19 protein-coding genes and 1 pseudogene are annotated in these 23112 nt (G+C 65.3%); 7 read left to right on the top strand and 13 right to left on the bottom strand.

Annotated features, from left to right (window positions below):
* Positions 1–48 precede the first annotated feature (48 nt).
* Both ACYVO7_RS21000 and ACYVO7_RS20995 read right to left on the bottom strand, forming a co-directional pair.
* Positions 49–734 (bottom strand): annotated as a pseudogene (locus ACYVO7_RS21000) (DDE-type integrase/transposase/recombinase); the annotation flags it as partial.
* A gap of 99 nt (positions 735–833) precedes the next feature.
* Entirely contained in the window at positions 834–1091 is a 258-nt protein-coding gene (locus tag ACYVO7_RS20995; RefSeq protein WP_460451740.1) for a hypothetical protein, read from the bottom strand.
* A 152-nt stretch (positions 1092–1243) separates the two neighbouring features.
* Here ACYVO7_RS20995 and ACYVO7_RS20990 point away from each other — a divergent pair, with 152 nt between their 5' ends.
* The gene (locus tag ACYVO7_RS20990) at positions 1244–3004 is read left to right on the top strand and encodes an ethylbenzene dehydrogenase-related protein (protein WP_460451739.1); all 1761 of its coding nucleotides are present in this window, start codon (positions 1244–1246) and stop codon (positions 3002–3004) included.
* A 223-nt stretch (positions 3005–3227) separates the two neighbouring features.
* The gene (locus tag ACYVO7_RS20985) at positions 3228–4010 is read left to right on the top strand and encodes a septal ring lytic transglycosylase RlpA family protein (RefSeq protein WP_460451738.1); all 783 of its coding nucleotides are present in this window, start codon (positions 3228–3230) and stop codon (positions 4008–4010) included.
* Between the two features lie 33 nt (positions 4011–4043).
* Here ACYVO7_RS20985 and ACYVO7_RS20980 read toward each other — a convergent pair whose 3' ends face one another.
* From ACYVO7_RS20980 to ACYVO7_RS20955, 6 genes are all read right to left on the bottom strand, one after another.
* Positions 4044–4454 (bottom strand): hypothetical protein, encoded by a 411-nt coding sequence (locus tag ACYVO7_RS20980; protein ID WP_460451737.1) that lies wholly within the window; start codon positions 4452–4454, stop codon positions 4044–4046.
* A 273-nt stretch (positions 4455–4727) separates the two neighbouring features.
* Positions 4728–4931 (bottom strand): YgaP family membrane protein, encoded by a 204-nt coding sequence (locus tag ACYVO7_RS20975; RefSeq protein WP_460451736.1) that lies wholly within the window; start codon positions 4929–4931, stop codon positions 4728–4730.
* An 88-nt stretch (positions 4932–5019) separates the two neighbouring features.
* Positions 5020–6309, bottom strand: a complete 1290-nt coding sequence (locus ACYVO7_RS20970; protein WP_460451735.1) for a hypothetical protein — start codon at positions 6307–6309, stop codon at positions 5020–5022.
* A gap of 37 nt (positions 6310–6346) precedes the next feature.
* Positions 6347–7564: a glycosyltransferase family 4 protein gene (locus tag ACYVO7_RS20965; protein WP_460451799.1), complete on the bottom strand. Its 1218-nt coding sequence runs from the start codon at positions 7562–7564 to the stop codon at positions 6347–6349.
* A gap of 52 nt (positions 7565–7616) precedes the next feature.
* Positions 7617–8930 (bottom strand): UDP-glucose dehydrogenase family protein, encoded by a 1314-nt coding sequence (locus ACYVO7_RS20960; RefSeq protein WP_460451734.1) that lies wholly within the window; start codon positions 8928–8930, stop codon positions 7617–7619.
* A gap of 76 nt (positions 8931–9006) precedes the next feature.
* Positions 9007–10050 (bottom strand): glycosyltransferase family 4 protein, encoded by a 1044-nt coding sequence (locus ACYVO7_RS20955; protein ID WP_460451733.1) that lies wholly within the window; start codon positions 10048–10050, stop codon positions 9007–9009.
* Positions 10051–10333: 283 nt separating this feature from the next.
* Here ACYVO7_RS20955 and ACYVO7_RS20950 point away from each other — a divergent pair, with 283 nt between their 5' ends.
* Genes ACYVO7_RS20950 through ACYVO7_RS20930 form a run of 5 tightly spaced genes read left to right on the top strand, consistent with a single transcriptional unit; the run spans position 10334 to position 15785 of the window.
* Positions 10334–11350 carry a Wzz/FepE/Etk N-terminal domain-containing protein gene (locus tag ACYVO7_RS20950; protein WP_460451732.1) on the top strand — a complete coding sequence of 339 codons (1017 nt, stop codon included), beginning with the start codon at positions 10334–10336 and terminating at the stop codon, positions 11348–11350.
* Between the two features lie 28 nt (positions 11351–11378).
* Positions 11379–12629: a polysaccharide biosynthesis/export family protein gene (locus tag ACYVO7_RS20945; protein ID WP_460451731.1), complete on the top strand. Its 1251-nt coding sequence runs from the start codon at positions 11379–11381 to the stop codon at positions 12627–12629.
* A 33-nt stretch (positions 12630–12662) separates the two neighbouring features.
* Positions 12663–13583: a heparin lyase I family protein gene (locus tag ACYVO7_RS20940; RefSeq protein WP_460451730.1), complete on the top strand. Its 921-nt coding sequence runs from the start codon at positions 12663–12665 to the stop codon at positions 13581–13583.
* Positions 13584–13612: 29 nt separating this feature from the next.
* Positions 13613–14587, top strand: a complete 975-nt coding sequence (locus tag ACYVO7_RS20935; RefSeq protein WP_460451729.1) for a D-glucuronyl C5-epimerase family protein — start codon at positions 13613–13615, stop codon at positions 14585–14587.
* 40 nt (positions 14588–14627) lie between these two features.
* A complete protein-coding gene (locus ACYVO7_RS20930; RefSeq protein ID WP_460451728.1) occupies positions 14628–15785 on the top strand; it encodes a glycosyltransferase family 4 protein in 1158 nt (385 codons plus the stop codon).
* A gap of 45 nt (positions 15786–15830) precedes the next feature.
* On the opposite strand, the gene ACYVO7_RS20925 is transcribed toward ACYVO7_RS20930, so the two are convergent.
* The 5 genes from ACYVO7_RS20925 to ACYVO7_RS20905 form a co-directional block, all read right to left on the bottom strand.
* A complete protein-coding gene (locus ACYVO7_RS20925; protein WP_460451727.1) occupies positions 15831–18464 on the bottom strand; it encodes an AMP-binding protein in 2634 nt (877 codons plus the stop codon).
* A gap of 66 nt (positions 18465–18530) precedes the next feature.
* On the bottom strand, positions 18531–19250 hold the full coding sequence (locus tag ACYVO7_RS20920) for a class I SAM-dependent methyltransferase (protein WP_460451726.1): 720 nt from the start codon (positions 19248–19250) through the stop codon (positions 18531–18533).
* 165 nt (positions 19251–19415) lie between these two features.
* Complete coding sequence (locus ACYVO7_RS20915; protein ID WP_460451725.1) at positions 19416–20618, bottom strand: hypothetical protein; 1203 nt, start codon at positions 20616–20618, stop codon at positions 19416–19418.
* The gene (locus tag ACYVO7_RS20910; protein ID WP_460451724.1) at positions 20615–21682 is read right to left on the bottom strand and encodes a polysaccharide deacetylase family protein; all 1068 of its coding nucleotides are present in this window, start codon (positions 21680–21682) and stop codon (positions 20615–20617) included. The genes ACYVO7_RS20915 and ACYVO7_RS20910 overlap by 4 nt, the downstream gene beginning before the upstream one ends.
* A 126-nt stretch (positions 21683–21808) precedes the next feature.
* Entirely contained in the window at positions 21809–23086 is a 1278-nt protein-coding gene (locus ACYVO7_RS20905; RefSeq protein ID WP_460451723.1) for a heparin lyase I family protein, read from the bottom strand.
* Positions 23087–23112 lie beyond the last annotated feature (26 nt).

The raw sequence follows: 23112 nt of genomic DNA, 5'->3' as shown, positions 1-23112 counted from the left end.
ACGCCGGAGCACTACGGTTCGTGCTTGACGCCCAAGCCCCGATTACAGAAGAAGCTCGTCGCGCATGCGGCCGTTGAAGCTCTCGACAAAGCCGTTCTGCATTGGTTTGCTGGGCGCGGTGAAGTGCCAGTCGACCGCGTTATCGCGGCGCCAGGCCAGCATGGCCTTGCAGGTGTACTCCGTGCCGTGATCGCTGACGATCATGCCCGGCTTGCCATGCCGCTTGATTATCGTCATCAGCTCGCGCGCCACGCGCCGGCCCGAGATCGAGATGTCTGGGATCGCGCCCAGGCATTGCTTGGTGACGTCGTCGACGCCGTTGAGGATGCGGAAGCGCCGCCCATCGGCGAACTGGTCGTGGACGAAGTCCATTGACCAGCGCGCGTTCGGCTTCGCCTAGACCAGGATCGGCGCCCGGGCGCCGACGGCCTTGCGGCGGGCGCTCCGTCTGCGCACGGACAGGCCCTCTTCGCGATAGCGCCGATGGATGCGGTTGACCCCCGCCGCTTCACCCTCGCGCCTGAGCAGGATGAACAGCCGCCGAAGCCGAAGCGCCGCCGCTCGTTCGCCAGGTCGCGCAGACGGGCGTGAAGCTCCGTGTCAGGCTGCTGGCAGGACTGGTAGCGGACCATCTTCCGGTCCGCTCGACGATCTTGCAGTCCGCCGCTCTGACACGTCCCATTACGGCCTCAGATGCGCGACACCCTCGCGCCCCGTGCGGCGGGCCCCGCCATTAATGGGATGGTCCGCCCCGTCTCCCAGCCTCATCCTGCCGAGGAGGCGCTTAAGGCGGCCATCAGGCGGTTCGGAGCGCCCACGACTTCAACACCGACCTATACGGTCCGGGCTTCCGGAACCCGATGCAGCAAATCTTGCGGAAAAGGAAGGGCCTGACGCTGAGCGCCGCTGGCCTGGCTCGCCCTGAAGTGCCGGAGCACGGCCGCAGGCAGGTCTGAGAACAGCGGCATGTCGTCCCAAACCACGCCCTGGACCCCCTTCATCCAGAGCAGGAGCGGAGTCGCAAGCGCCAACTCGTGAGTGGTGATGTCGTCCTGGGGCGCCCAGACCACGAGCAGAGCCGTCGCGTGCATGCATCCTCTCCTGACACGGCGCGTTCAACGGCCTCAATGTACTCGTGGCGCACCGCGCAATAAAGTCCCGAGCGAATACCGGCGGGCCCCCGCACCGAAAATTAACCGACCTGAACGAAAGCTGACCTGCTCTTGCAGGTTGAGGAACGGCCATGGCGGTTGAATTTTGGGACGTCTCGGAACGGAGCGGGGCGAACTCTCCCACTCACTCGACCCGGAGCCACAAGGCGGCGCCGCCTCGCTCGGACACCGGCACGATCGTGCTGCACTGGCTGACCGTGGCGGCCGTCCTGGCGAGCCTCCTTACGGGCCTGCGCATCGCCTCGGACGCCCGGTCCGCGGTGGTGTCGAAGATCCTGGCGCCGGCCCTCCCGCAGGGCGAGGTGTGGACGGCCCACTTCATCGCGGGCGTGATCCTCATCCTCGCGGCCTCGGCCTACGCGGTCTACATGGCCCGCGCCCGGCTGGCGGCCCGCATCGCTCCGGGCCGCGTGCGCGTGCTCGCGATGCCGAGCTCCGCCCGGCTGAAGTGGCAGGGCGTCAACGTGGTCCTGCACTGGGCCGTCTACGCCGCCTTGCTCGCGCTCGGCGCCACGGGCGCGGCGCTCTATGTCGGCATCGGCGGCGGGGTGGTCGAGGTCCACTCCGTCCTGGCCTTGGCCATGCTCGCCTACTTCGTGGTGCACGTCTTCACCCACTACATGTATGGCGGGCTGGCTCAGCTGCTGCGCCTGTTCAGGCCCGCGCCGCTGCCGACCCACCTCAAGCCGGGCCGGACGCCCTTGCTCGCCGGGACGGCGGCGGGCGTGCTCGTCGCCGCGGGAGCGGTCGCCCTGGACTGGGGGACGCGCGATACGCTGCGCGTTCCGCTGGTGGCCGAAGCTCCCCGGCTCGACGGGGCGCTCGACGACCCGGCCTGGCGCGCCGTCCGGCCGGCTTCGGTCCGGACCATGCAGGGCGCCAATCTCGGCGGGACCGGCGAGTCGGTCGTCGACATCCGCGCCGTCCGGACCGCAGACCGGATCTACTTCGCTTTCCGCTGGGAGGACCCGACCCGGTCCCTGCGCCGCCTGCCGATCGAAAAGCGCCCGGACGGCTGGCGCCTGGTCGGAGCCGATGCGGGGTCGGCCGATGTGGTGGACTTCTACGAGGACAAGTTCGCCGTGATCTTCGCGCCCCGCGACGACATGGGAGCAGGGGGCGTCACCCACCTGGGTCCGCACCCGGTCCCGGGGAAGCCGCCCTCCCTGAACGACCGCGGCCTCCACTACACGACGGACGGCAGCCTCATCGACATGTGGCAATGGAAGTCGTCCCGCGGCGGCGTTCTCGGCTTCGTCGACGACATGTATATCGGACCGCCCAAGGACCCCACCACCGACGAGGCGGCGCGCCGCGCCCGCTACCAGGGCGGCTACTGGCCCGATCCGGGCAAGGGCATCTACAGCTACAATTTTCCCTTCGAGGGACCGGGCGGCTACAAGGGCCCGATCACGCCCAAGCGACTGCCCAAGGACCTGAAGGCGTTCCAGGCGGCGATGGGTCCGGTCGACATCCGCGACCCCGAGGCCCAGGACCTGGAAGGGTCGGTGCGCTGGATGTGGGAGAACGAAAGCGAGCCCTACGCGGCGGAGGCCGACGCGAAGATCCCCGTCGGCGCGGTCCTGCCGGGCGTCATCCTGTCCGGCGGGAACGAGGGCGACAGAGGCGACCTCACGGCCGGCGCAAAGTGGGCGGATGGACACTGGACGCTGGAGGTGTCCCGCAAGCTCGCCTCAGACTCGAAGTATGACCAGCCGTTCGAGCCGGGCAGGCCCCTTTATATGTGGGTCACGGTCTTCGATCACACGCAGACGCGGCACACGCGGCACATTCGGCCGGTTAGGCTGGTGATCGAGCCCGGACCCCGCTGAGGCTTGAGCCGGACGAGCCGCCGCCCGACAGGTCGTCATCCGGCGGCGTCGGCCCCGCGGCGACCTCTGACCGCCGCGCTTTGGCGCTGGTCTCGCGCCGGCGCCTGGAGCGCCGGCGAGGCGCGAAGATCTGCTCTTCTCCGTCGATGATCGACGACCTTGGAACCAAGACGAGGATGAAGATTTATACTGGCCTGGGGTGGTATCACTGGCAGGCGTATTCATGTTCAGTTCAAAGACGTCGCCAAAGTGGACGCTGAACACTGGCCTTTATTTAGCGGTGGCGGTTCTGGCGGGCGTTGCGCCCGCCGCGGCCGTCGGCCAGGAGGCGTTCTCCACGGGCGGGATGAGCCCCTTCGCCATGGTGCGGACCATCGTCCCGACCTTCACCCGTCCTGACGTCCTGGCCCAGCTGGCGGCCCTGCCCAGCCCCGGCGAGGACCTCTCCTCGGCCTCAGGGAACGCGGCACCCGCCCCCGATCCGATCCCGTTCGAAGCGCCGCGCCGGAGCCTGGCCTCTTCCCTGAAGGCGCTCCTGATCGCGCCCGCGGAGGCCGCGACCGTTCAGGCGCAGCCGCTTGCCGGGGCGGCCTCCGACAACGAGCCGGCCACGACGGCGACGTTGACGGGCCCCCAAGAGCCCAACCCGCAGGCAGGATCGGGGACTGATGCGGCGGCGCGCCGGTCCGGGGACGGCGGCGGCGCTGTCCCTCGCCCCCGTCCCTTAGCGCAGGGCCGAGCCACCTGGTACCAGCACCCCGGCCGGACCGCGAGCGGAGAGGTCTACAGCCCGGACGGGCTGACGGCGGCCCACCCCAGCTTCGCCTTCGGGGCCAGGATCCGCGTCGTCAACCGGGACAATGGCCGGTCCGTCGTCGTGCGCATCAACGACCGCACGAATGAGCGCGCCAGGGCCAAGCGCCGGTTCGTCATCGACCTGTCCCGCGGCGCCGCCCGCGTCCTCGGCATCTCGGGCGTCGCAACCGTCGCCCTCTACAGGCTTTGACCGCGCAAGCGGCCGACGGCGGCTGGCGTCGCCTCAGTTCGCCCGGATGGCGAACTGCGACAGCAAGGTTTCCCAGCCGGACTGGTTGGCGTTGCGCGCGATGTTGTTGAGGATGACGATGGTGTGGAGGCCGGGCCCGTAGCCGGGCGAGCCGTTGCGTGCGGGGCTCATGACCCCATCGACCGTCGACCCCGGCCTCGCCGCGTGCTGCCTTTGCTGGATGTGGTAGATGTAATAGGCCGTCGTGGGGTCATAGACCCCCGTGGGCGTGGGCTCCGGAAACCTCGCGCCGGGACCGACGGCGGCCAGCACGAGCAGCTTCTGGACGGCCAGGACGTCGTCACGCAGATTGGGACTGTCGCGCGAGTCGCCCACCTTCTGCGACACGTTCAGGATGCGGTCGACAAGGTCGAACCGGGCCCGCAGCGGCATGACGAAGGCCATTCCATCCTCCTGGACGTTCCGGGCTTGAAGGCGAACTCGACTGTCGCTTGGCGAAGCACGGATCCAGCGGCGGCCCATCACACGGCGGTGATCGTCTTCCGGAATGCTGAGGACAGCTTCTCATGGAATTCGAGGGGGCGGAAGCGGCTCGCCCCTGTCAGAACGAGCCTCGAAGACTTGAGTCTTGGGCCCAAGCGAGCGCATGCAGCGAGCCGCCGCGGCGCGAAAAGCGGCGCTCCGGAGATCCGGACCAAAGCCGGCGGTTGAATCGCTTCAGCCGAATGCGGGGCGCGACGGCAGGCCCAGGCGCTTGAGCGCCATCACGACCGGGCACATGCCCGTGAACGAGGCCTGGATCAGATGAGCGCCCATCAGCCCCGTCAGCCACAGCCATTTCGGGCTCTGGTAGACGGCCAGCAGAACCGACGCGAGGACAACGACGCCAACGACCAGAAGGATCATGCGCTCGATCGTCATGGCAACCTCCCGAAGACGCAGACGATCATGAACCTGCGTGCTTCTTTCGACAATCTTCAACTGGCGCTCGCGGTCGGGCGTAGATCCATCACGGCTCGGCGTATGTCTCGCCGGCGCCGGGGTGGCGCCGGAACGCCGGCGCCCCGTCGCGGCTGCGTTCTGGCGGGAGCGTCCTGGCCGCCAGAGCGATCATGATCCCGAGGACGACGTCCGAAAAGCGCAGCACCAGGGCGTTGTGGGTCGCGATCATGTCCCCGAAAAGGACGATGCCGAAACCGACGACGACTGCGCCGTAGCTGGACCTGAACCACCCCAGATACATGAGCCGGAAAGCCAGCGCGAGCAGCAGCAGGAACGGGACCAGGCCGGCTTCGCCAAGCACCATCAGATAGGTGTTGTGGATCCCGAGCCACTCGCCGAGCGGGTTTCGGTAGCCCCCCTCCAGGGCATGGAACTCGCCCAGCCCCGCTCCGCCAGGAAAGACCTTGGCGAGCTTCTGCATGCCGAAATCCAGAAGCAGGGTGCGGCCCGTCGTGGTCTGGGAGTCGATCTGCCCGCCCAGCACGCCGAACAGTTCGCCGAGCCGTTGCCGTTGCTCCCGGGTCAGATCGAACAGGTCTTGATCGTAGACGATCCAGATGAAGGAGGCGATGGAGCACCAGATGGCGAAGACGCATGCGCTGAACGCCGCCGATCCTCTCCTGAACGAGAGAAACACCGTGACCGCGATCGCGATGAGAACGCCGTTCTTGGAAAAGGTGAGCGCCAGCGCGATCGCCACGACGATCAACTGGACAAGGTTGATCAGCCGCGAGCGCGACGGGTAGATCAGGATGAGCACCAGGCAATACAGGGCGATCATCGCCGCCTCGTCAGGATTTTCAAACAATCCCGAGTAACGGTCGATGCTCCCGGCCGAGCCAAGGGCGTCGTAGATCGCAGGCGAGACCGCCGTCACCACGCTCGCGAGAAAACAGATCCACTTGAAGGCGCGCAGCCCTTTGCTGACGCCGCGATCGGGCAGCACCGCGAACCAGGAGGCGACGGCGATCACCAGCAGAAGCGTGATCGTGTAGGTCTGGAGCGTTCGGCCCAGCGCCTCCGCCCAGATGTCGCTGAACGCCCCGAGCACCAGATAGGCGCCCATGAAGGCGCAGAACATGAGAAGGACGTCGGTGACGACCGCCGGCCGCCAGGAGCGGTACAGCAGGACCAGGACGACCGGAAGCACGGCGGGCGACAGAACCGACTTGGCGCCTGTCAGGAGATAGATCATCCCGTTCAGGTTCAGGCCTGCGAAGATCAGGATCGCGAGGCCGAAGGGGTCGATCGCCGCGGAGGCGTTCTGACGTTCACTGAGAGAGTCGGTCTGCGCCACTGCCGTCCAGTCTTCTGCTGCGCCACTTCATGGGTGATCAGCCGCTTGCCTGCGTGCGGGGTTGAACGCAGACGGGCGCCGGCTTCCGAGCGGCCGTCAGGAGCACGCCCTCGAGCTGCGCAGCCAACTTTTCCCGTGCGAAATCGCGGACGGCCAGCGCGCGGGCGTTCTGCGAGAAGGCCTTGAGGTCGTCGGGATGGTCTCTCATCCACGTCACCTTGTCGGCGAAGTCGATCGGGTCATCCGGCTGCACGAGAACGCCGGTCTGCATGCCGACGGCGAGCTCGTCGCCGAGCCATCCGGGCATATTGGTCAGGATGGGTTTGCCCGCGGCCAGCGCGTCGAACAGCTTGTTGGGCGAACAGGTGCGCAGGACCGGCGCATTGCGGTAGATCGTCATGCAGACATCGACCGCGCCGGCCAGTTCGGAGACGTAGCGCTTGTCGGGGACCGGATCGGAGAAGATCACATTGCGCAGGTTCTCTTGCGCGACGCGGCGCTCCAGCGCGGCGCGCTCCATTCCGTCTCCGTGGAGAACGAAGACGATCCCGTCCGTCTTGCGCCGCTGCAGTTCGGCGGCGCAGTCGAGCACGAACCCAAGCCCGTTCGCCAGTCCCATCGTGCCGAAATAGGCGAGCGAGAACCGGCCCTCCAGTCCAAGGCGCCGCCGCACCGCAGACCCGTCGATCGTCGGGTGAAAGAGATCGAGATCCGCCGCATTGGGGATGACGGTGATCTTTTCGGCAGGCACCCCACATTTCATGATGCCGTCCCGCATCCCGGGCGACAGCGCGACGACATGGGACGAGTAGGCGTAGACGAGCCGCTCGAGCCTGCGCGCGAGGAATTTCAGCATTGGGTTCTTCAACACGCCGAGCTGGATGGCGCCCTCTGGCCAGAGGTCGCGGACTTCGAACACCAGCGGAACGCGCTGGCGCCACGCGGCGTAGATCCCCGGTATGGCGATGCTGAGAGGTCCGCTGGTGGCGAAGACCACGTCCGCGTCCAGCGACCCGGCGAGCGTCGCCGAGCGCAGCGCAAACTGCGCGAAGGCCCGCATCCTTCGCTTGAAGGACATCTTCTGCGAATAGGGGATCGGCAGCCAGTGGACCGTGATCCCGTCGGCCACCGACGTCCAGGGGGCGCGCTGGGCTGACGTCGTATTCTGGAACGACGTCACGACATGCACCTCGTGCCCGGCCTGCACCAGCAGGCGCGAGAACTCGTAAGACCGATTTCCCGCGACCCCGACCATGTCCCGAGTCTGGAAATACTGGTGGAGATAGACGATCTTCATGCGGCCCACCCTACCAGTTCACGCCGACATACGCGGCCCGGGTGTTTCGCGCGTCAGGCATCCCGGCGAAATCGATCAGGACCTGATCCTCGCGCAATCGTTCGGCCGCCGCGACGTAGTCGGGCTCCAGGGTCGTCAGAAGCACGACCTGGGCGTCGTCGACGACCGTCGCCGCGGAGTCTTTCAGGATGGATGCGATGTGCGGCAGCTTGGCGTTGATGTAGTCCCGATTGGCTCCGAGAACCGCCGAGAGCTGAACATTGTGGTCGAAGATGCTGACCAGGAAGCCTTTTCCGATCAGGCGTTCGATCAGTTCGACGAAGGGGCTCTCCCGCATGTCGTCGGAATTCTTCTTGAACGAGCATCCGAGAACGCCGATGCGACGCCGGTCCAGGGCCGCGATCGTGCTGAACGCACGTTCGATCTGTTTGCGGTTGCTTTCCAGGATCGACCGCAGGACGGGCGTCTCGACGTTGCGCGAGCGCGCCAGATGGGTGATCGCCCGCAGGTCCTTGGGCAGGCACGATCCTCCGAATGCGAAGCCCGGCCGCAGATAGGCCTTCGATATGTTGAGCTTCAGGTCCTGCAGGAAGACGTCCATCACCTGCCGGCTGTCGACCCCGCAACTCTGGCAAAGGTTCCCGATCTCGTTGGCGAACGCGACCTTCAGGGCGTGCCATGGATTGTCGACATATTTGATGAATTCGGAGACTTCGGGCGTCGTCTCCACCATCGGGCCGGGGAGATCGCCATAGAGTCCTCGCACGATGTCGCGCGCCCGCTCGGTGTCCGCCCCGATCACGGTCTTGGGGGGCTGGAAGAAGTCCGCGACCGCCGTCCCTTCGCGCAGGAATTCCGGATTGCACGCGACCTCGAAATCCTCCCCGGCGCGTTTGCCCGAGCTGTTTTCCAGCACGGGGACGACGACGTTCCTGAAGGTGCCCGGCAGGACCGTGGACCGGATGACCACGATGTGAGGGCTGGATTTCGCCCGCATGGCGTCGCCGATCTGGCGGCAGACATTCTCGACGGCGCGAAGGTCGATATCGCCGGTCGCCGAACTGGGCGTGCCGACGCAGACGAAGCTGACGTCGGACTCCATCACGGCGCCCGCCCAGTCGGAGGTGGCCGTCAGCAGGCCTGCCCGCCTCGCCCGCAACAGCATCGGCGCGAGATCGGGCTCAACGAAGGGGGGCTGACCCTGCATGACCAACCGGACTTTCGTCTCACTGACGTCCACGCCAATGACGGAATGCCCAAATGAGGCGAAGCAGGCCGCCGATACGGTGCCCACATAGCCAAGTCCGAACACGCTGATACGCATTTACTGACACTCCCCCATACGCATGCAGGCCAACAAGGCGTCCCGGTCGCGACGTCGCGTCTGTCGTCGACCACGTTTAGGGGACACCCTGAGGAGACAATTCGAGGCGGCCGCGTCGTCGCAGGGCTTTCTCGTAGACTCCGATCACCCTGCCGGCGACGCGATCTTCCGTCAGCTGGCGCTCGATGACGTCGCGTCCGTTGGACCGCTGCCCCGAGAGCGCGATCGCGTGCAAAGCCAGCGCCAGAGCTTGCGGCTCCGCCGGGCGGATCGCTCCCGGCGACACGTCCCGCAGCCTCTCGCGGACATCGCCGACGTCCGTCGTCACCACAGGAAGATTGCAGGCCATCGCTTCCTTGACGACGGTGGGGGATCCCTCATGGGCCGAGGTCAGCAAGAGCGCGTCCGCGGCCGAGAGATAGACCGGCATCATGTCGGGCGGGCTACCCTCGACGATCTTCAATTCGGCCTTGCCCAGCGCCTGGAGGCTCTCCATGGCCGAAAGCGCCAGACCCAGCCTCTTGACGGGGTTCTTCGCGTGGAGGGCGGCGAAGACGACCGTGAAGACGTCCTGGTCCCAGCCGAGCGTCCTTCTGGCTTCGCTCCTGTCCAGGGGCCTGAAGGCGTCGAGGTCGACGCCCAGCGGGATCACGGTCCAGTCCTTGCGCGGAAGCCGGGCGCCGATATGCTGGGCCACGACGATGACTTCGGCGGCCGTCATCGACATCAGTTGAGACAGTGCGGTGCTCAGGCGACCCTTCCAGGCGTAGCGGCCCTTCGCGTTCACGATTCCAAGGACGTCGCTGCCGTGAAAGGTGATCACGAGCGGCTTCGCCCACTGCATCCGGGCGATCAAGGACGCATGACCGAAATGAGCGTGGACGACGTCGTAGCTCTTCTCCCGCATCATCCGTCTCATGCGGCGCCACGCCCGCCAGTGATTGAGCGGATTGCCCCGGCTCCGGAAGGGGAGGACATCGACATCGACCCCTAGGGTCTTTAGGGCCTCGATATGGCGGATCAGATAGGCCGCCCCCCCGGGGCGCTCTGGAGACGGGTATTCCGTCGTGACCAATAAGACGCGCAAAGAACTCCGAGCTGGATCAGCAGGTGTGGCCATTTCGGTTCCATGATGGTGCCGGTCCGCTATTCGGAGGGTATTGTGTTGGTTGTCGCTAGGTCAAGCTGACCACGAGCGGTGAGCCTCGCTCGTAACGTTTAAGCCGAATGGACTATATCATCATGCGAAAGGGCTGGATTAATCGCGGCCAATTTGCGCCTGGAGTTTGTTGTAGGAGCCGAAACATTCGCATAACCTACTGGTGGTTAAGTGAGTAAGCTGGGTGAACTGGGTATGATTAGTAGGCTCGCACCGCCCGGCGACCAGAGAAGGTGAGTCAGCAATGGCGCCAGAGGATGAGGCGGTCAGCATCGCGTCTTGGTCGCGACGGTTCCGGACGGCCCACACGGAGGGGGTCGAAGCAAGCAAGACGGAAGTCGATCAGTCCCGGCCTTTCCAAGACTCCCTTCACGTGTTTTGGGTTCACCGACTTCAGATTTTGGCGTCCGCCGTTCTGGTGGGGTGCATCGCTCTGGTCATCGCGGCGTTGCTTCCCGATCGCTTCACCGCCGTGACCCTGCTGCTTCTGGAGCCACGCAACGAACAGTCGGCGCCGATCATCCCGAGCGCGACGGCTGCGGACAGCGAGGTCGAGATCCTGAAGTCCGACTCCTTGGCCGCGAAGGTGTCCGAGAAGCTCGACTTGAAATCCGATCCGGAGTTCTCGCCGGAGGAAGGCAAGTTAAGCCGGCTTCGCCGTGAGTTGTTCAGTTCGCTCCGCGCCGGCCTGTCAGGCCGGCACGCGCCGGCTCAGCGTGCGGCCGGGGAGGACGGATCCGCGCCGGAGGCCGTCATTCTCGACGCGGCGACGCGGACGCTCCAGAAAATCGTAACGATCCGCCGGCGGGGCCTGACCGACGTCATCGCGATCGAGGCTGTCTGGAACAGCCCATCTCGCGCGGCGCAGATCGCCAACACGTTCGCCAGCGTCTATCTCCAGGAGCAGGTCGACGCCAAGGCTGCTCGCCTCGATCAGGCCGAAGCCGCCACGGCGAGCCGGGTGAAGGCGTATAACGAGCAATTGTCGGCCTCCGAGGCCCAGATCGGCGTTCGCGACCTGTATCGGGACAGCCTGGCCAAGCTGACCGAACTCAGCCAGCAGCGCTCCCTGCTGGGTCCGAATGCCCGCGTGGTCTCCAGGGCGCTGGTTCCAGAGGTGGCCAGCTTCCCGCCACGGCTGGCGATCGTCGTCCTGGGCTTCCTGCTCGGCCTCGGGACGGCCTGGGGCACCGCATATCTGCGGTTCCGCCAGGTGGAGCGCCGCCCCATCAGCCATGCGGATGTGCGCCGCGGCCCTTGATCGGCGGCGATGCTACAGGAGCACCGAGATGCAAGACACTGCGCCTCACAGCGGTCCTCAGACGTCCCGCGTGAGCGGACAAGGGATCAAGACGGCGGCGTTTCTGGTCGGGCTGACGCTCACGCTCTTCGTCTGCCTGGCTGGCGGCGCCGCGCGGGCGGAGTATCGGCTGGACAGCGGCGACGTCATCGATCTGGCGATCATGGGGCGGTCCGACCTGAACCGGAAGGCCACCGTCAATCCCGACGGCAACATCACTCTGCCGCTGTTCGGCGAGATCCACGTCGCGGGCTTGTCCCTCTCGGAGCTCCGGGCCCGGATCACGGGTCTGTTCGCTCCGAGCCAGTCCGTCCGCCCGAGCGACATCATCCTGGACCTGGTGGAGACCCGGCCGATCTATGTCGCCGGCGAGGTCGTGAAGCCGGGCGCCTATCCCTATCGGAGCGGATTCACCGTGATCCACGCCGTGGCGCTGGGCGGGGGCGTCCCGCGTTTGCTGGATCAGGCGGCTAATCCTGCGACGGACCTGGGGTCTCGCATTTCGGCGCTGCGGGTGGAATATCTGCGCCAACAGGTGCGGATCGCGAGCTTGACGGCGGAGCTCGCTGACCGGCCGGCTTTGGACCTCAACCAGCTTCGCCAGCAGGCGCCCGGGCCGCAGGTCGAGCAGATCGCAGAACTGGAAAGCCGGGCTCTGCGCGCCAAGAAGGCCGAACGCGATCTCGAACGGCAGTCGCTGCAAAGGGCGATCGACATGGCCGACGAGCAGATCGTCGCTCTTCAGAACGGTTTGAAGGAAGACATCGAAGGCTCGCAACAGCAGACGGCGGAACTGCAGCGCGTGACGGAGCTCAGCCGCAAGGGACTGTCCAATCCAGGGCGCGTCTCGGAGGAGCAGAGGGCGGCCTCATTGCTGAAGAGCCGCCAGATGGACACCGGCGCGCGCCTGGCCCGGGCCCGGCAGGATCGCGAAGAATTACGCCGGCGCCTCGAAAAGGTAGACGACCGTCAAGTCCGTGTGCCGAAAGAACTGCAAGATGCGCTCATGGCTCTCGAGAGCTTGCGCGCGCAACTGACGGCTTTGTCCCTCCCGGGGGATCCCAAAAGCCTTGCCGTTGCCGACAATCAGGGGTTGGCGTACGGCTATGAAATCCTTCGACGCAATTCCGGCCAGGCGAGGTGGATCGTGGCGACCGAGGACACCCCGCTCGAGCCTGGCGATCTGGTCAGAGTCTCGCGCGGGAGCTTCGGGACTGAAGCGGCGCCGTCCATTCGCTAGAGCGGGCGAGGCCGGGGAAGGATGAGAATGGGCATGGCGCTGCGCGACATCCGGAAGCCGATGAGGCAGTGCGCGGCTCTGCTCGGCATGCTCTGGGCGACGGCGAACTCAGCCTGGGGGCAGGGGGCCGATGTCGGCCAGGTCTGGACTCTGCAGCCGCCCTGCGCCGAGCGCGGCGATCTCGTTCCGGTGAGCCTGGCGCCACGGCGTGTCGCGGACTCCGAGGATTGCAGCGACCGTCCAGCGATGCGGGCGCTTCCGGTCCAACTCGCGCGTGCCCGCATTCGTCCATCCACCTGGGCGCCTCCGCCCCGCAGCGGCGTCGTCATCGCGGGCTTTGACTGCACGGTCGACGGCATGCGGCCCTGGAGCTTCAGTTCTCCTGACGACGCCGAACTGCGCTTCGAGGTCCGGTCCGGAGACCGTCTGAGCAATCCGGAGACCGGCTACCAGGACCCGGAGAACGCCGAGCGGTCCGAAGTGTCGTTCGGCTCCGTCCGATGGCGCAACGGCACGGCCGTCGAGATCTCCTATGAGTTCCTCGTGCCTGCGGGCTTCGACTTCGACTCGCCCTGGACCGTGATCGGCCAAATGCATGCCGATCTGAACGTGTCGCCGCCGTTCGAGGTCTCCTTCCGCAGCGGCTCCGGACTGAACCGGCTTTTCATGGTTCTGCGTGACGGCTCCAGCGCGCAACTGAATGAGACCGAGATTCCCATCACCGAAGGGCCGGTCGCCCGCGACGTCTGGCACAAGGTCAAGCTCCAGGCCAAAATGGGGTCGGGCGGCTTCCTGCGAGCGTGGGTCGACGACGTCCCGTCTCTCGCGATGGAAGGCCAGATCGGGATCAACCAGCAAACGAACTGGTACTGGCGAATGGGCCTCTACAGGCGCGCAAGTCCGACGACTTATCAGGTCCGGATCAGGCGGTTCAGCATGGACCGGCTGGAATAAACGGGCGGTGGATCGTCCAGGGGGTAGTGGTGTTTGAAGCCGCAAAAGTGGATATCGTCCGCCGCTACTCATGGCGGGTCAAAAAGTGGAGCCGATACGCGACAGGGCGTTCGCTCCACAATGTGCCGCAAGGTCAGGGTCGTGCTTATTGCCCGGATCGCCTGGAAGGATATTTCAACGATCTGACCGGAAAGACGATGTGGTCCGGCGACTGCGACGACGCCGGGATCCCGCTGGTGCAGACCGACCGCGGCAACCGCTTCAGCTTCCCGATCACGGTGTTCCAGAAGGGCTTGGGCCATTGGGACCGCTGGGTCCTATCGGATCGGACACGCACGTCTGAATGGAACGCGTTTCGCGCGATCGCGGATTGGGCCGTTCGAAGCCTTGACGCGCGCGGCGGCTGGCCATGCTGGCATCTGATCGATCGGGGCACCTCGACCCCCTACTCATCCATGGCTCAGGGACAAGGAATCTCCATCCTCGCCCGCGCTTACGCGACCACCGGCGATTCCGACTACCTGGCGGCGGCCGAACGCGCCGCAACGGCCATGACGCAGGCTGACTCCGGGCTGGAAGTGGCCCGGCATGACGACGGCCTGTGGCTCGAAGAATATCCCGGAAGCCGCATGACCATGGTTCTGAATGGCTGGATCTTCAGTCTCATGGGATTGCACGACATCACTTATGTCAGTTCGAGCCAGGCCGTTCGGGACGCTCTCGACGAAACGGTGGCGACGATAGCCCGGGCGCTGCCGCAATATGACTGCGGCTACTGGTCGATGTACGATCTGGGTGGGACGATCGCGAGCCCCTTCTATCATCGCCTTCACATCGCGCAGTTGCAGGCGCTGCAGAAGACCTTCACCCAATATGACCGCGTCTTCGCCGAGGTCGTGGAGCGTTGGCAGCGCTACCACGACAATCCGCTGACCAAGTCGCGGGCGCTGGCCGTCAAGGTCGTGCAGAAAATGCGGGACACTGGAAACGAGGAATTCACGTGATCCCTGAACGCAGGCGGCGCGACACAGCAAGATCCGGCCGATGCACGTCTGCCTCGTAGCCAAATACCCGGTCCCCTCGCAGGCGACGACGGGCGGCGTCGAGCGCGTCGTCGAAATCCTGCGGGACGAGCTGGCGCGGGACGTCAAGGTCACGCTGGTCGTGCCGAACGCGCCGAGCGCTTTCCGGCACAGGGACGACGCTGGCGACATCATCTATCTTCGGCGTTCGCCATGGCCCGCCAGCCTGAATTACTGGAACTCGGCCTCGCGGGACGTCCACAGGATCATCGAAGAGATCCAGCCAGACATCGTGCATGTCCATGACTTGGCTGGGCTGTCGTTCCGGTGGCCGCAGCGCAAGTTGGGCCGTCCCCAGAACGTCTTCACCGCTCATGGCGTGCTCGAGAACGACATCCTGCACGGGCGGGCGCGGGATCCGCTCCGAATTCTGTCCACCAAGATGCGCGCATGGTTGGTGGGCCAGATCGAGCGATCGAGCCGACGCAATTTCGATCGAGTGATCGTCATCAGCGACTACGTGTTCGACGCCATGCCGGACGTCAGGGATCTGAAATGGGCCGCCATCCCCAACCCAGTGGACCGCATCTTCCTGGGCCCGGTCCAGCCGCTCGTCCGTGATCGCTCGCACCTGAACCTCATCCAGGTCGGCGTAATGGAGCCTCGCAAGAACATCCTGGGCGCGATCGAGATCCTCCGCGAGATGATCGCGCTGGGCCTCGACATTCGTCTGGACGTGGTCGGGCGCATCACGGACCGGGTCTACGAGGAGCAGTGCCGCCGGGCGGCCAGGCTTTTCGACGTCGAGAACGCCGTCACCTTCCACGGCGCCGCAACTCCGGCTGAGATCGTCGCCTGGATGGATCGGTCCGATGCGCTGCTCCTGACGTCGAAGCAGGAAACAGCGCCGATGGTCGTCGCCGAAGCGCATTGTCGGGGATTGCCCGCGGCGGCCCCGCGGGCCTTCGGCCTGGTGTCGATGATCGATCCGTCGCAGAACGGCGTCTTCATCGACCAACAGAGGCCCGCTCAGAACGCCGAGCGGGTCAAGCATCTGCTTGAACGGGATCTGGACAGGGATGCGATCAGTCGCTCGGCCCGCCTCAGATATGGCGCGTCGGCGGTCGTCGCGCAAACCCTCAAGGTCTATGCGGAGGCGCTGGAAGAGGCGAACGCTTAGCCGCATTCGCGGCGCGGTCCTCGAGGCGCGACTCCATCCGCCATTTCAGCCCGGGGCGGATGCGCTCTGCGCCGCTGCCTGCGCAGCGCCCTGGTCCGCCGAACAGGCGTCGATCGTTGCGGCGATGTGGCGGGCGAGTTCGGCCACATGCGTGGTCACGCACCCCGAGTGTCCGCCGGGCACCTGGACCACGGTGACCGTCGAGCTGACGCTCCTCCAAGCCGCGCCGTCGAAGTCGGCGGAGTAGAAGATGACCGGGAGATCCATCCTGGAAGGCGAATAGCTCGCCATCACGGTCGTATAGACTTCCCACGACAGGGGCTTGGGCCTGCTCTGTCGAGGCTTCAGCGCCTTGGCGACGATGGTGGGCAGCGGGAGCCTCCTCACCATCTCGACGGTGACCATCCTCTTGTAGGCCCAGCCCAACGCGCTGGGGAAGGAGGCCCCGATCATCCCAAGAAGCCGCCGCATGACAGGGCGCGCATTGACGGTCGGCGGGTCGATCATGAAGACCGCCCGCACGTCATGACCCCGTTTCTTGAGCAGACGAGCGGCCTCGAACGCCACAAGCGCCCCATTGCAGTGGCCGCCGAGGAAGTACGGGCCCGTGGGATTGTCCTCGATGATGGCTTTCAGCCGCTCTTCGGCCATCGCCTCGATGAGCGGAAGGTTTTGGCCGCCGTCCAGATCGTGCGGAGGAATGGCGGTCAGGGGCTGGGTGGAGCTCAGGTGCCGGGCCAACCTGTAGACGTAGAGACCACCATCCATGAAGTCGCCGTGGAAGAAATACAGCGGCGCGCGCGACCCCATGGGATTGAAGTGCAGGAGCGTCGGCGAGGCGGCGGCCTTGTGCTGGGCCAACATCTTGCTGAACTTGCGGATCGTTGGACCTTCCAGCAAGAAGGCGCTCGCATGGTTGGGGTCGAGGATCCAGTCGATCTCCGTCAGCATCTCCAGAGCCAGCAGCGAGTCCCCGCCCGAGTCGAAGAAATCGTCGTCGATGGTCAGGGTCTCTTTCCGCAGCAGGCGGCGCCATACGCCGAGGAGTTCGGTTTCCAAACTCATCGGATCCGAGCCGTCCGGCGGCGCTGGAGACGGGTCCGCCTTGTCCTGCCCGCCGAACATCTCCGTGAGGGAAGACCTTTGGATCTTGCCGGTCTTGCCTTTGGGCAGCGCCTTGACGATGAAGATCTGGCGCGGCGCCTTGTAGGCGGTCAGGTTCTTCAAGAGAAACCGTCGCAGCTCCGTGCTGTGCGCTTGGCAGCCGGGGGCGAGAACGACGGCTGCCGCGACATCTTCGCCCAAGCGGGCGTGCGGCACGGCGAATGCGGCGGCCTCATGCACGGCGGGGTGCGTCAACAGCAGATCGTCGATTTCGCGGGGCGAGATCTTCTCGCCGCCGCGATTGATCACCTCCTTGATCCGGCCGTGCAGCGTGAGGTAGCCGTCGTGGTCCAGGCTTCCGATGTCACCCGTGCGAAACCAGCCATCGACGAAGGACGCGCGGTTCGCGTCAGGGTCGTTCAGGTAGCCTGAAGTCAAGGTGGGGCCGCGGACCCACACCTCGCCGCGTTCTTCGGCCGGGAGGATGCGGCCCGCTTCGTCGAAGATCCCCAGAGTGTCGGGCCAGGGCGTCCCGCATGTCCCGCTTCGATTGCCGCCGGGCGCGGGGAGATTGGCCGCCATCTGGGCCGCTTCGCTGAGCCCGTAATGCTCGACGAAGGGCGCGCCCAGGGCCTTCTCCAACCTCGATGCGCTCACAGGCGGCATCGGAGCTCCGCCGGACAGAATGAAGCGCAGCCTGTGGTCGGGACGGTGCGCATTCTCCCGGCTCGCATGGTCGAGAATGGACAGATGCATCGCGGGCGCCGCCGAGTACCAGGTCGGCTGGAGAACGGAAAACCATTCCTCCAGGTCGATCCGCGTGGGTTTCGACGGCAGGGCGATGCTGCCCCCTGTCAGCAGGGGCGTGAACACCGTCACCTTGAGGCCGTGGGAGTAATAGGGAGCGGCGACGCTTAGACATCGGTCTTCCGCAGACAGGGAGAACCAGGCCTGCATCCGGGCCGCGGCCGCCAGCATGTTCCCATGGCTGAACGGGATCAATTTCGACCGGCCGGTCGTTCCGGAGGATTGGAGGATGAACGCGACGGAGTCACGGTTCGGCGTCCCCCATTCCTGACTTTTCGGCTCGCCATGCGCCCGCTTCAGCGTCAGGGGCGAAGAGCCGCCGCTCTCGACCGTCCAGGTGAAGAGATCCTCGGACTCGCAGATGAAGCGCGTGGAGGCGTCCGCGCTGTCCAGAACGATCGCGTCGACGCCGCAGGCTTGGATCGTCTGTCTGAGCTCCGCCTCCTGCATCCGGGGATCCAGCGGAACCGCGGTCGCGGCGCATGCGATCGCGACGGTCGCCACGATCGCGGTGCGCCGATCCTCCACCAAGACGGCGATGCGCGCGTTCGGTCCGAAACCGTCGGCCCTCAGCGACGTCGCCACTCGGCCGATGCATTCGTTTAATTCATTAAAGGTCAGCGCTGATGAGCCTGTACTTACCAGAGCTGGGCGCAGTGGAAAAAGGCTTGCGATCCGCCCTAGCTCAGCGCCAATGGTTTGCCGATGAGCCGTTTCGACCAGCTTTGAGCCGCTATCGACTTGCGCCGTCACGTTCGCATCCCACATGGAGCCTGCTCATCTTAGACGCTCTACGTGGGCGCGCAACTCAGACTACATCTAAAGTTGAAATCTCTATAGGCCATTGACGTTAAGTTGAGCCTCCTCGGCGAGGACCAGCAGCGACCGGCCCCCGAAAAGACGGACGGCCCGGTCGGGCCCCGAGATCGGCGCGATGAGGCCGCTAGCCAATTCGAGGACGCGAGCCTTCCAATGCGGATCCGCCTTCTTGGTGAAGCGCTCCGCCACGATGCGGTAGCCGGTGTCGGCCAGCGTCGCTCTCGCGCTGAGGCTGTCGAAATAATGCAGATGTCCGACTTCTTCGCGTTCCCGCATGTGGCGCGCCCGCAGAATGGCCTTGAAGTTCAGGTCGAGCGGGATGTGAAAGACGTAGTAACGGGCCCGTCCACGCAGCTTGCGCAAGAAACCCATGTAGTCTTCGACGTGTTCGAAGACGTCGATGCACAGGAGAACGTCGTAGCCGCGCTCTTCGGTGAGCGTAATGTCGCCGACATGCAGCTCAAGGGGCGGAGCCGCCTCCGATTGCGCCTGCATGATGGGTTGCGATGCGATGTCATAGCCGACGCCGCGGGCTTTCGGAAAGTGCTCCGTCACGAGCGCGCTGAGAATGCGCCCCGTTCCGCAGCCCACGTCCAGAAAGCTCTCGGGCGAGATATTTCGCTCTTTGAGCAGGGACGCAATCTGTTCGGCTTTCCAGGGCGCGTCCTCAGCGTGCCATTGCGGATTCTTGTCGATGTAGTCAGACCCCGTATAGCGCTCGCTCGACAACGGCATGTCGCTCTCCCTGGAATAGAAAGCATCCGACCGATGCTGAATTTAGCAGAGTTGGTCGTCATTGGCTCGCATTTGTCGATCCTGGGCGTGGCGAAAGCTCGAAAGAGACATGCGTCGTCGCCGGTCTTCAGCCATGGCGGGCGTGATGAACTGGCGCGTGGCGGGCTAGGTCTTCGGACGGTCCAGCCGAACGAGCGACACGAACAGCCCAAGCTCCCCGATGACGAGGACCAGGGATACGCCCGCCACGAGCTGGAGCGGATCCGTGAGCCAGGTGCACAGCGCCCACGTCGCAGCGAAACGAACCCCATTGGCGCCGAGGTCAGCCAGGATGAGATTGCCGCGTTGCGAGCGCAAATTGAGGATTCCGACCACCGCGATCGCCACATAGGCGCTGAGATAGAGGCCCGCAAACACCGGCGCGAGGGGAAGGCGCGCGCCATACACCGCCGGAAGGATGAGGCTGGAGAGGATCGCGACCCCGGCGGCCAGGGCCGCGCCGAAGCTCAGCAGGACGGCCAGTTCCCGCTTTCCCAAGAAGGAGCCGCGACGGCTTTCCTCCAGCGCCATGGGCAGGAGATAGATCCGCACGGTGCCGATCATGATCGTGAGAGGGGCTACGAAAAGCTGGACCACCCCGAACGCCGAAGCCGCCGCCAGTTCGCCGCGGCTGAACATCGCCTGTTGGGTGATCACCGGCAGAGCCGTGAAGAGCGCACCCGAGGCGAACATGATCGGCGCCACCTTCAGCATGGGCCGGAGATGAGACCGCCCCGCCGGCGGACCAAGTTCGCGGATGCTTCGGGTCAGAGTGAAGACGTGGATGGGCGCCTGAGCGATCAGGTGCACCCCCAGCGAGATCCAAACCCAGCTCTGGCTGAGGATCGACAATCCGCCGATGACGACGCGGCTTGCGGCCAGAGCGAAGTTCAAAGCAGCCAGACGCGCGAACCGCCGTCTATATTGCTCCACGACACGGGTCGAGGTCCAGAAAGCCGCGCCGGCCGCCGAGGCGACGATGATCGCCGGAGTGACGTAGCCGAGCGCCGCGCCCAGCAGCGCGCCGGCCATCGTGACGATGAACAGCGCCGCCTTCATATAGAAATTGACCGTGATGAAGGCGCCGTCCCGCCGCTCGATGGCGAGCTTGAGCGCAGCCTGATCGAGGCCGAAATTGAAGACGCCGCCAATGACGCCAATCCAGCCGAGCGCCAGGGAGAGTCGCGCGAACTCGCCCGTGTCCAGCCTGACGGAGGCGCCCAGCAAGACCAGGAACAACGACAGATTGAGGACGAGCTGCGAGCCGAAGACCGCGCTCTGGCCTCGCGCGGCTTCCGACTTGTAGAGTTTTCTGAAGGTCTGGATCAACTCAGCGGCCTTGCCGGCGCCGCGTTGCGGGCTGCGTAGAATCGCGCCAGCTTGACCGCCAACCGGGCGTAGCCATCCCGCTCGCCGATGTAGACGCGATCGACCGCCGTCGGGCGGTCCCGGATGGCGGGCAGCATGGATGAGCCGGCGTGGAGCGCAAAGGCGACGCGAAAGCCGGACGACCGGGCGAGGGCTTCGTGCTCCGGCCCGAAATCCCGTGAAGACCCGTTCGGGTAGGCGAAGCTCGCCGCGGGTTCGCCGAGCGCGCCCGCAAGGGCCGCCTGACAGGACTGGAACTCCGTGCGGGCCTCCTCGGGCGTGGTGCGGCTGAGAATGGGGTGGCTCGCCGTGTGACCGCCGAAATCGAGACCTTGCCGATGCAGCGCCCGCACCTCGTCCCAGTTCAAATAGAGGTGGGAGAACTCGTCTGGGGGCGGACGGATGTCCAAGACGTCAGCCAGCTGGTCCGCCAGGCCCCACCGCTCCGCCGCCGGCGCGGCTTTCGTCGCGTTGATCCAGGCTGACGTGGCCTGTCGCCGCTGGGCCAAGGAGCCCAAGGCGATCGGGCCGAGCAGCGGAAGGTGGGCTTCTCGCCGCGAAGTCTTCTCAAAACAAAAGGCGGCGAAGTCCCACAAGAAGGGCTTCGCGCCGCCGATATGCTCGGTCGCCAGAAAGATCACGGCGGGAATGTTGAACTCGCGCAAGATCGGCCAGGCTTCGGCGCCGTTGTCCCGGTAGCCGTCGTCGAAGGTGACAAGTCCCGGATAGGGCGGGAGCCGCTCTCCTGTGGAGACGAAGCGCGCCAGATCGCCGACCGAGATCGGCTCGAAGAGGGCCTTGAACAGGCGCATTTGCGCGCGAAACTGCTCGGCGGACCCGCTGCGATTCGGGCGATAGCCATAGAATTGATCGGGCTGCGGACTGCCGACGCGGTGATAACAGAAGACGGTGAGTTGTTCAGGCGAGAGTGCGCCGGCTGTCCTGAGGCCACGCACCAAAGACACAATGGCGTTTCGACTTGCCGCCTCGATAAGACGATCGGGCCCATGCCGCACGGACGTCACTCACCATTCACTCGAGCTCTTTATCTCTACAGCAATCGCAGCTTCAAGCAAACGCCGCAGCCAGGCTTCAGCACTGGCTGCGGCGCATGGGTTAGCCCTGCGGGCGAGAATCCGCCCGGCTATGGATCAGGCGATCCAGAAGTCGCTGGGCACCAGCTTCGTGTTGCTTCCGAGCGTCGCGATCTCGACCTGTGCGCCGGATCCGGATCCGTCCGCATCATAGTAGAGCTTTCCCGTCGGCCGGTCGTAGATCAGATAGTCGTTCGAGTCGACCGCATGGTTTCCAAGCACGAAATTCGAAGCGTTGAGCCCGCCCTTGGCGAGTTTGCTGAACGACGCGCTGTTCAATTCAAGCCAGTCGCTGTTCCCGTTGAAGTCGGTGATCTGGGCGTGGCCCGTCGACAGGACGAACGTATCCTTGCCCGCTCCGCCGGTCAAAACGTCGTCGCCGCCGTTGCCGATGAGCCGGTCATTGCCGCTCAGCCCGTTGATCACGTTGTTCGCCGATGTGCCGACGAGGGCGTCGTCACCGCTGCCGCCAGTGATCGTGGTCGGCGCGGCCGCATCGGTCGCGGCGGGAGCCGTGCTCGTCGAAGTCCCGGCGCCGCCCGCCGGCGGGGCCACTGCGCCGGTGGAAGGCGGCGCCGACGTCGTCGTCGAGGCAGTGCTTCCGGACGACGTCGCGCTTCCCGCCGAGGTCGTGGCGTCTGTCGAGGTCGTGGACGACGACTGGAACGGGGCGACGTCGAAATTCTTGTAGCTCACGACCGTCGTTTCCGCGGAAGCCTCGCGGTAGATGCCTTCGCGCCAATAGGTCTTGGTCTGGTTGGCGTAGCCGAGTTGGCCATCGTAATGGACGATCTCGACACCGTCGCGCCAGACATAGGCATGTCCGGTGTTCGTTCCATCGAACTTGATGTCGAACTTCATGTCGTACCACCGGCCGCGGCTGATGTCGGCGGTGTCTTCGTAGAGCGTGCGGTACACCACGTTGCCGTTGGCGTCGGTGTAGTTTCCGGTGATCTTCATGTGGTCATTGCCGTCGAACGCCACCGCGATCGGAGGCGACTCGTTCACGTCGGCATGAAGCTGACCGAGCACCATCCACTTGGCGGTGTTCTTCGCGCCAGGATCGACCATGAAGTCGTAGCTGAACTGTATCGAGGAGCCGTCCTGCCAGTATTGGCTGTTGTAGGCCTCCGCGCGCTCCGCAGTCGCCGGGTCGGAATAGCCGGGCTTCGAAAAAACGTCCCCGCTGTGAACCTCGTAGTGATGCAGATTATTGTCCGGCGAAGAGAATTGGTACGCTTTGTCAGCGTCGACCTTCCAAGTGTTTGAGCCGTCTACGGCAAATGTGTCGCTGAAAGAAGTCGAGGGTGTCCAGTTTGACGGTAGATAGGTCATCGTGCCTCCTTTGAACCCTCGGCTAA

This window comes from Alsobacter sp. SYSU BS001988 (assembly GCF_054796215.1).
This window is presented reverse-complemented; position numbering and strand designations above follow the sequence as displayed.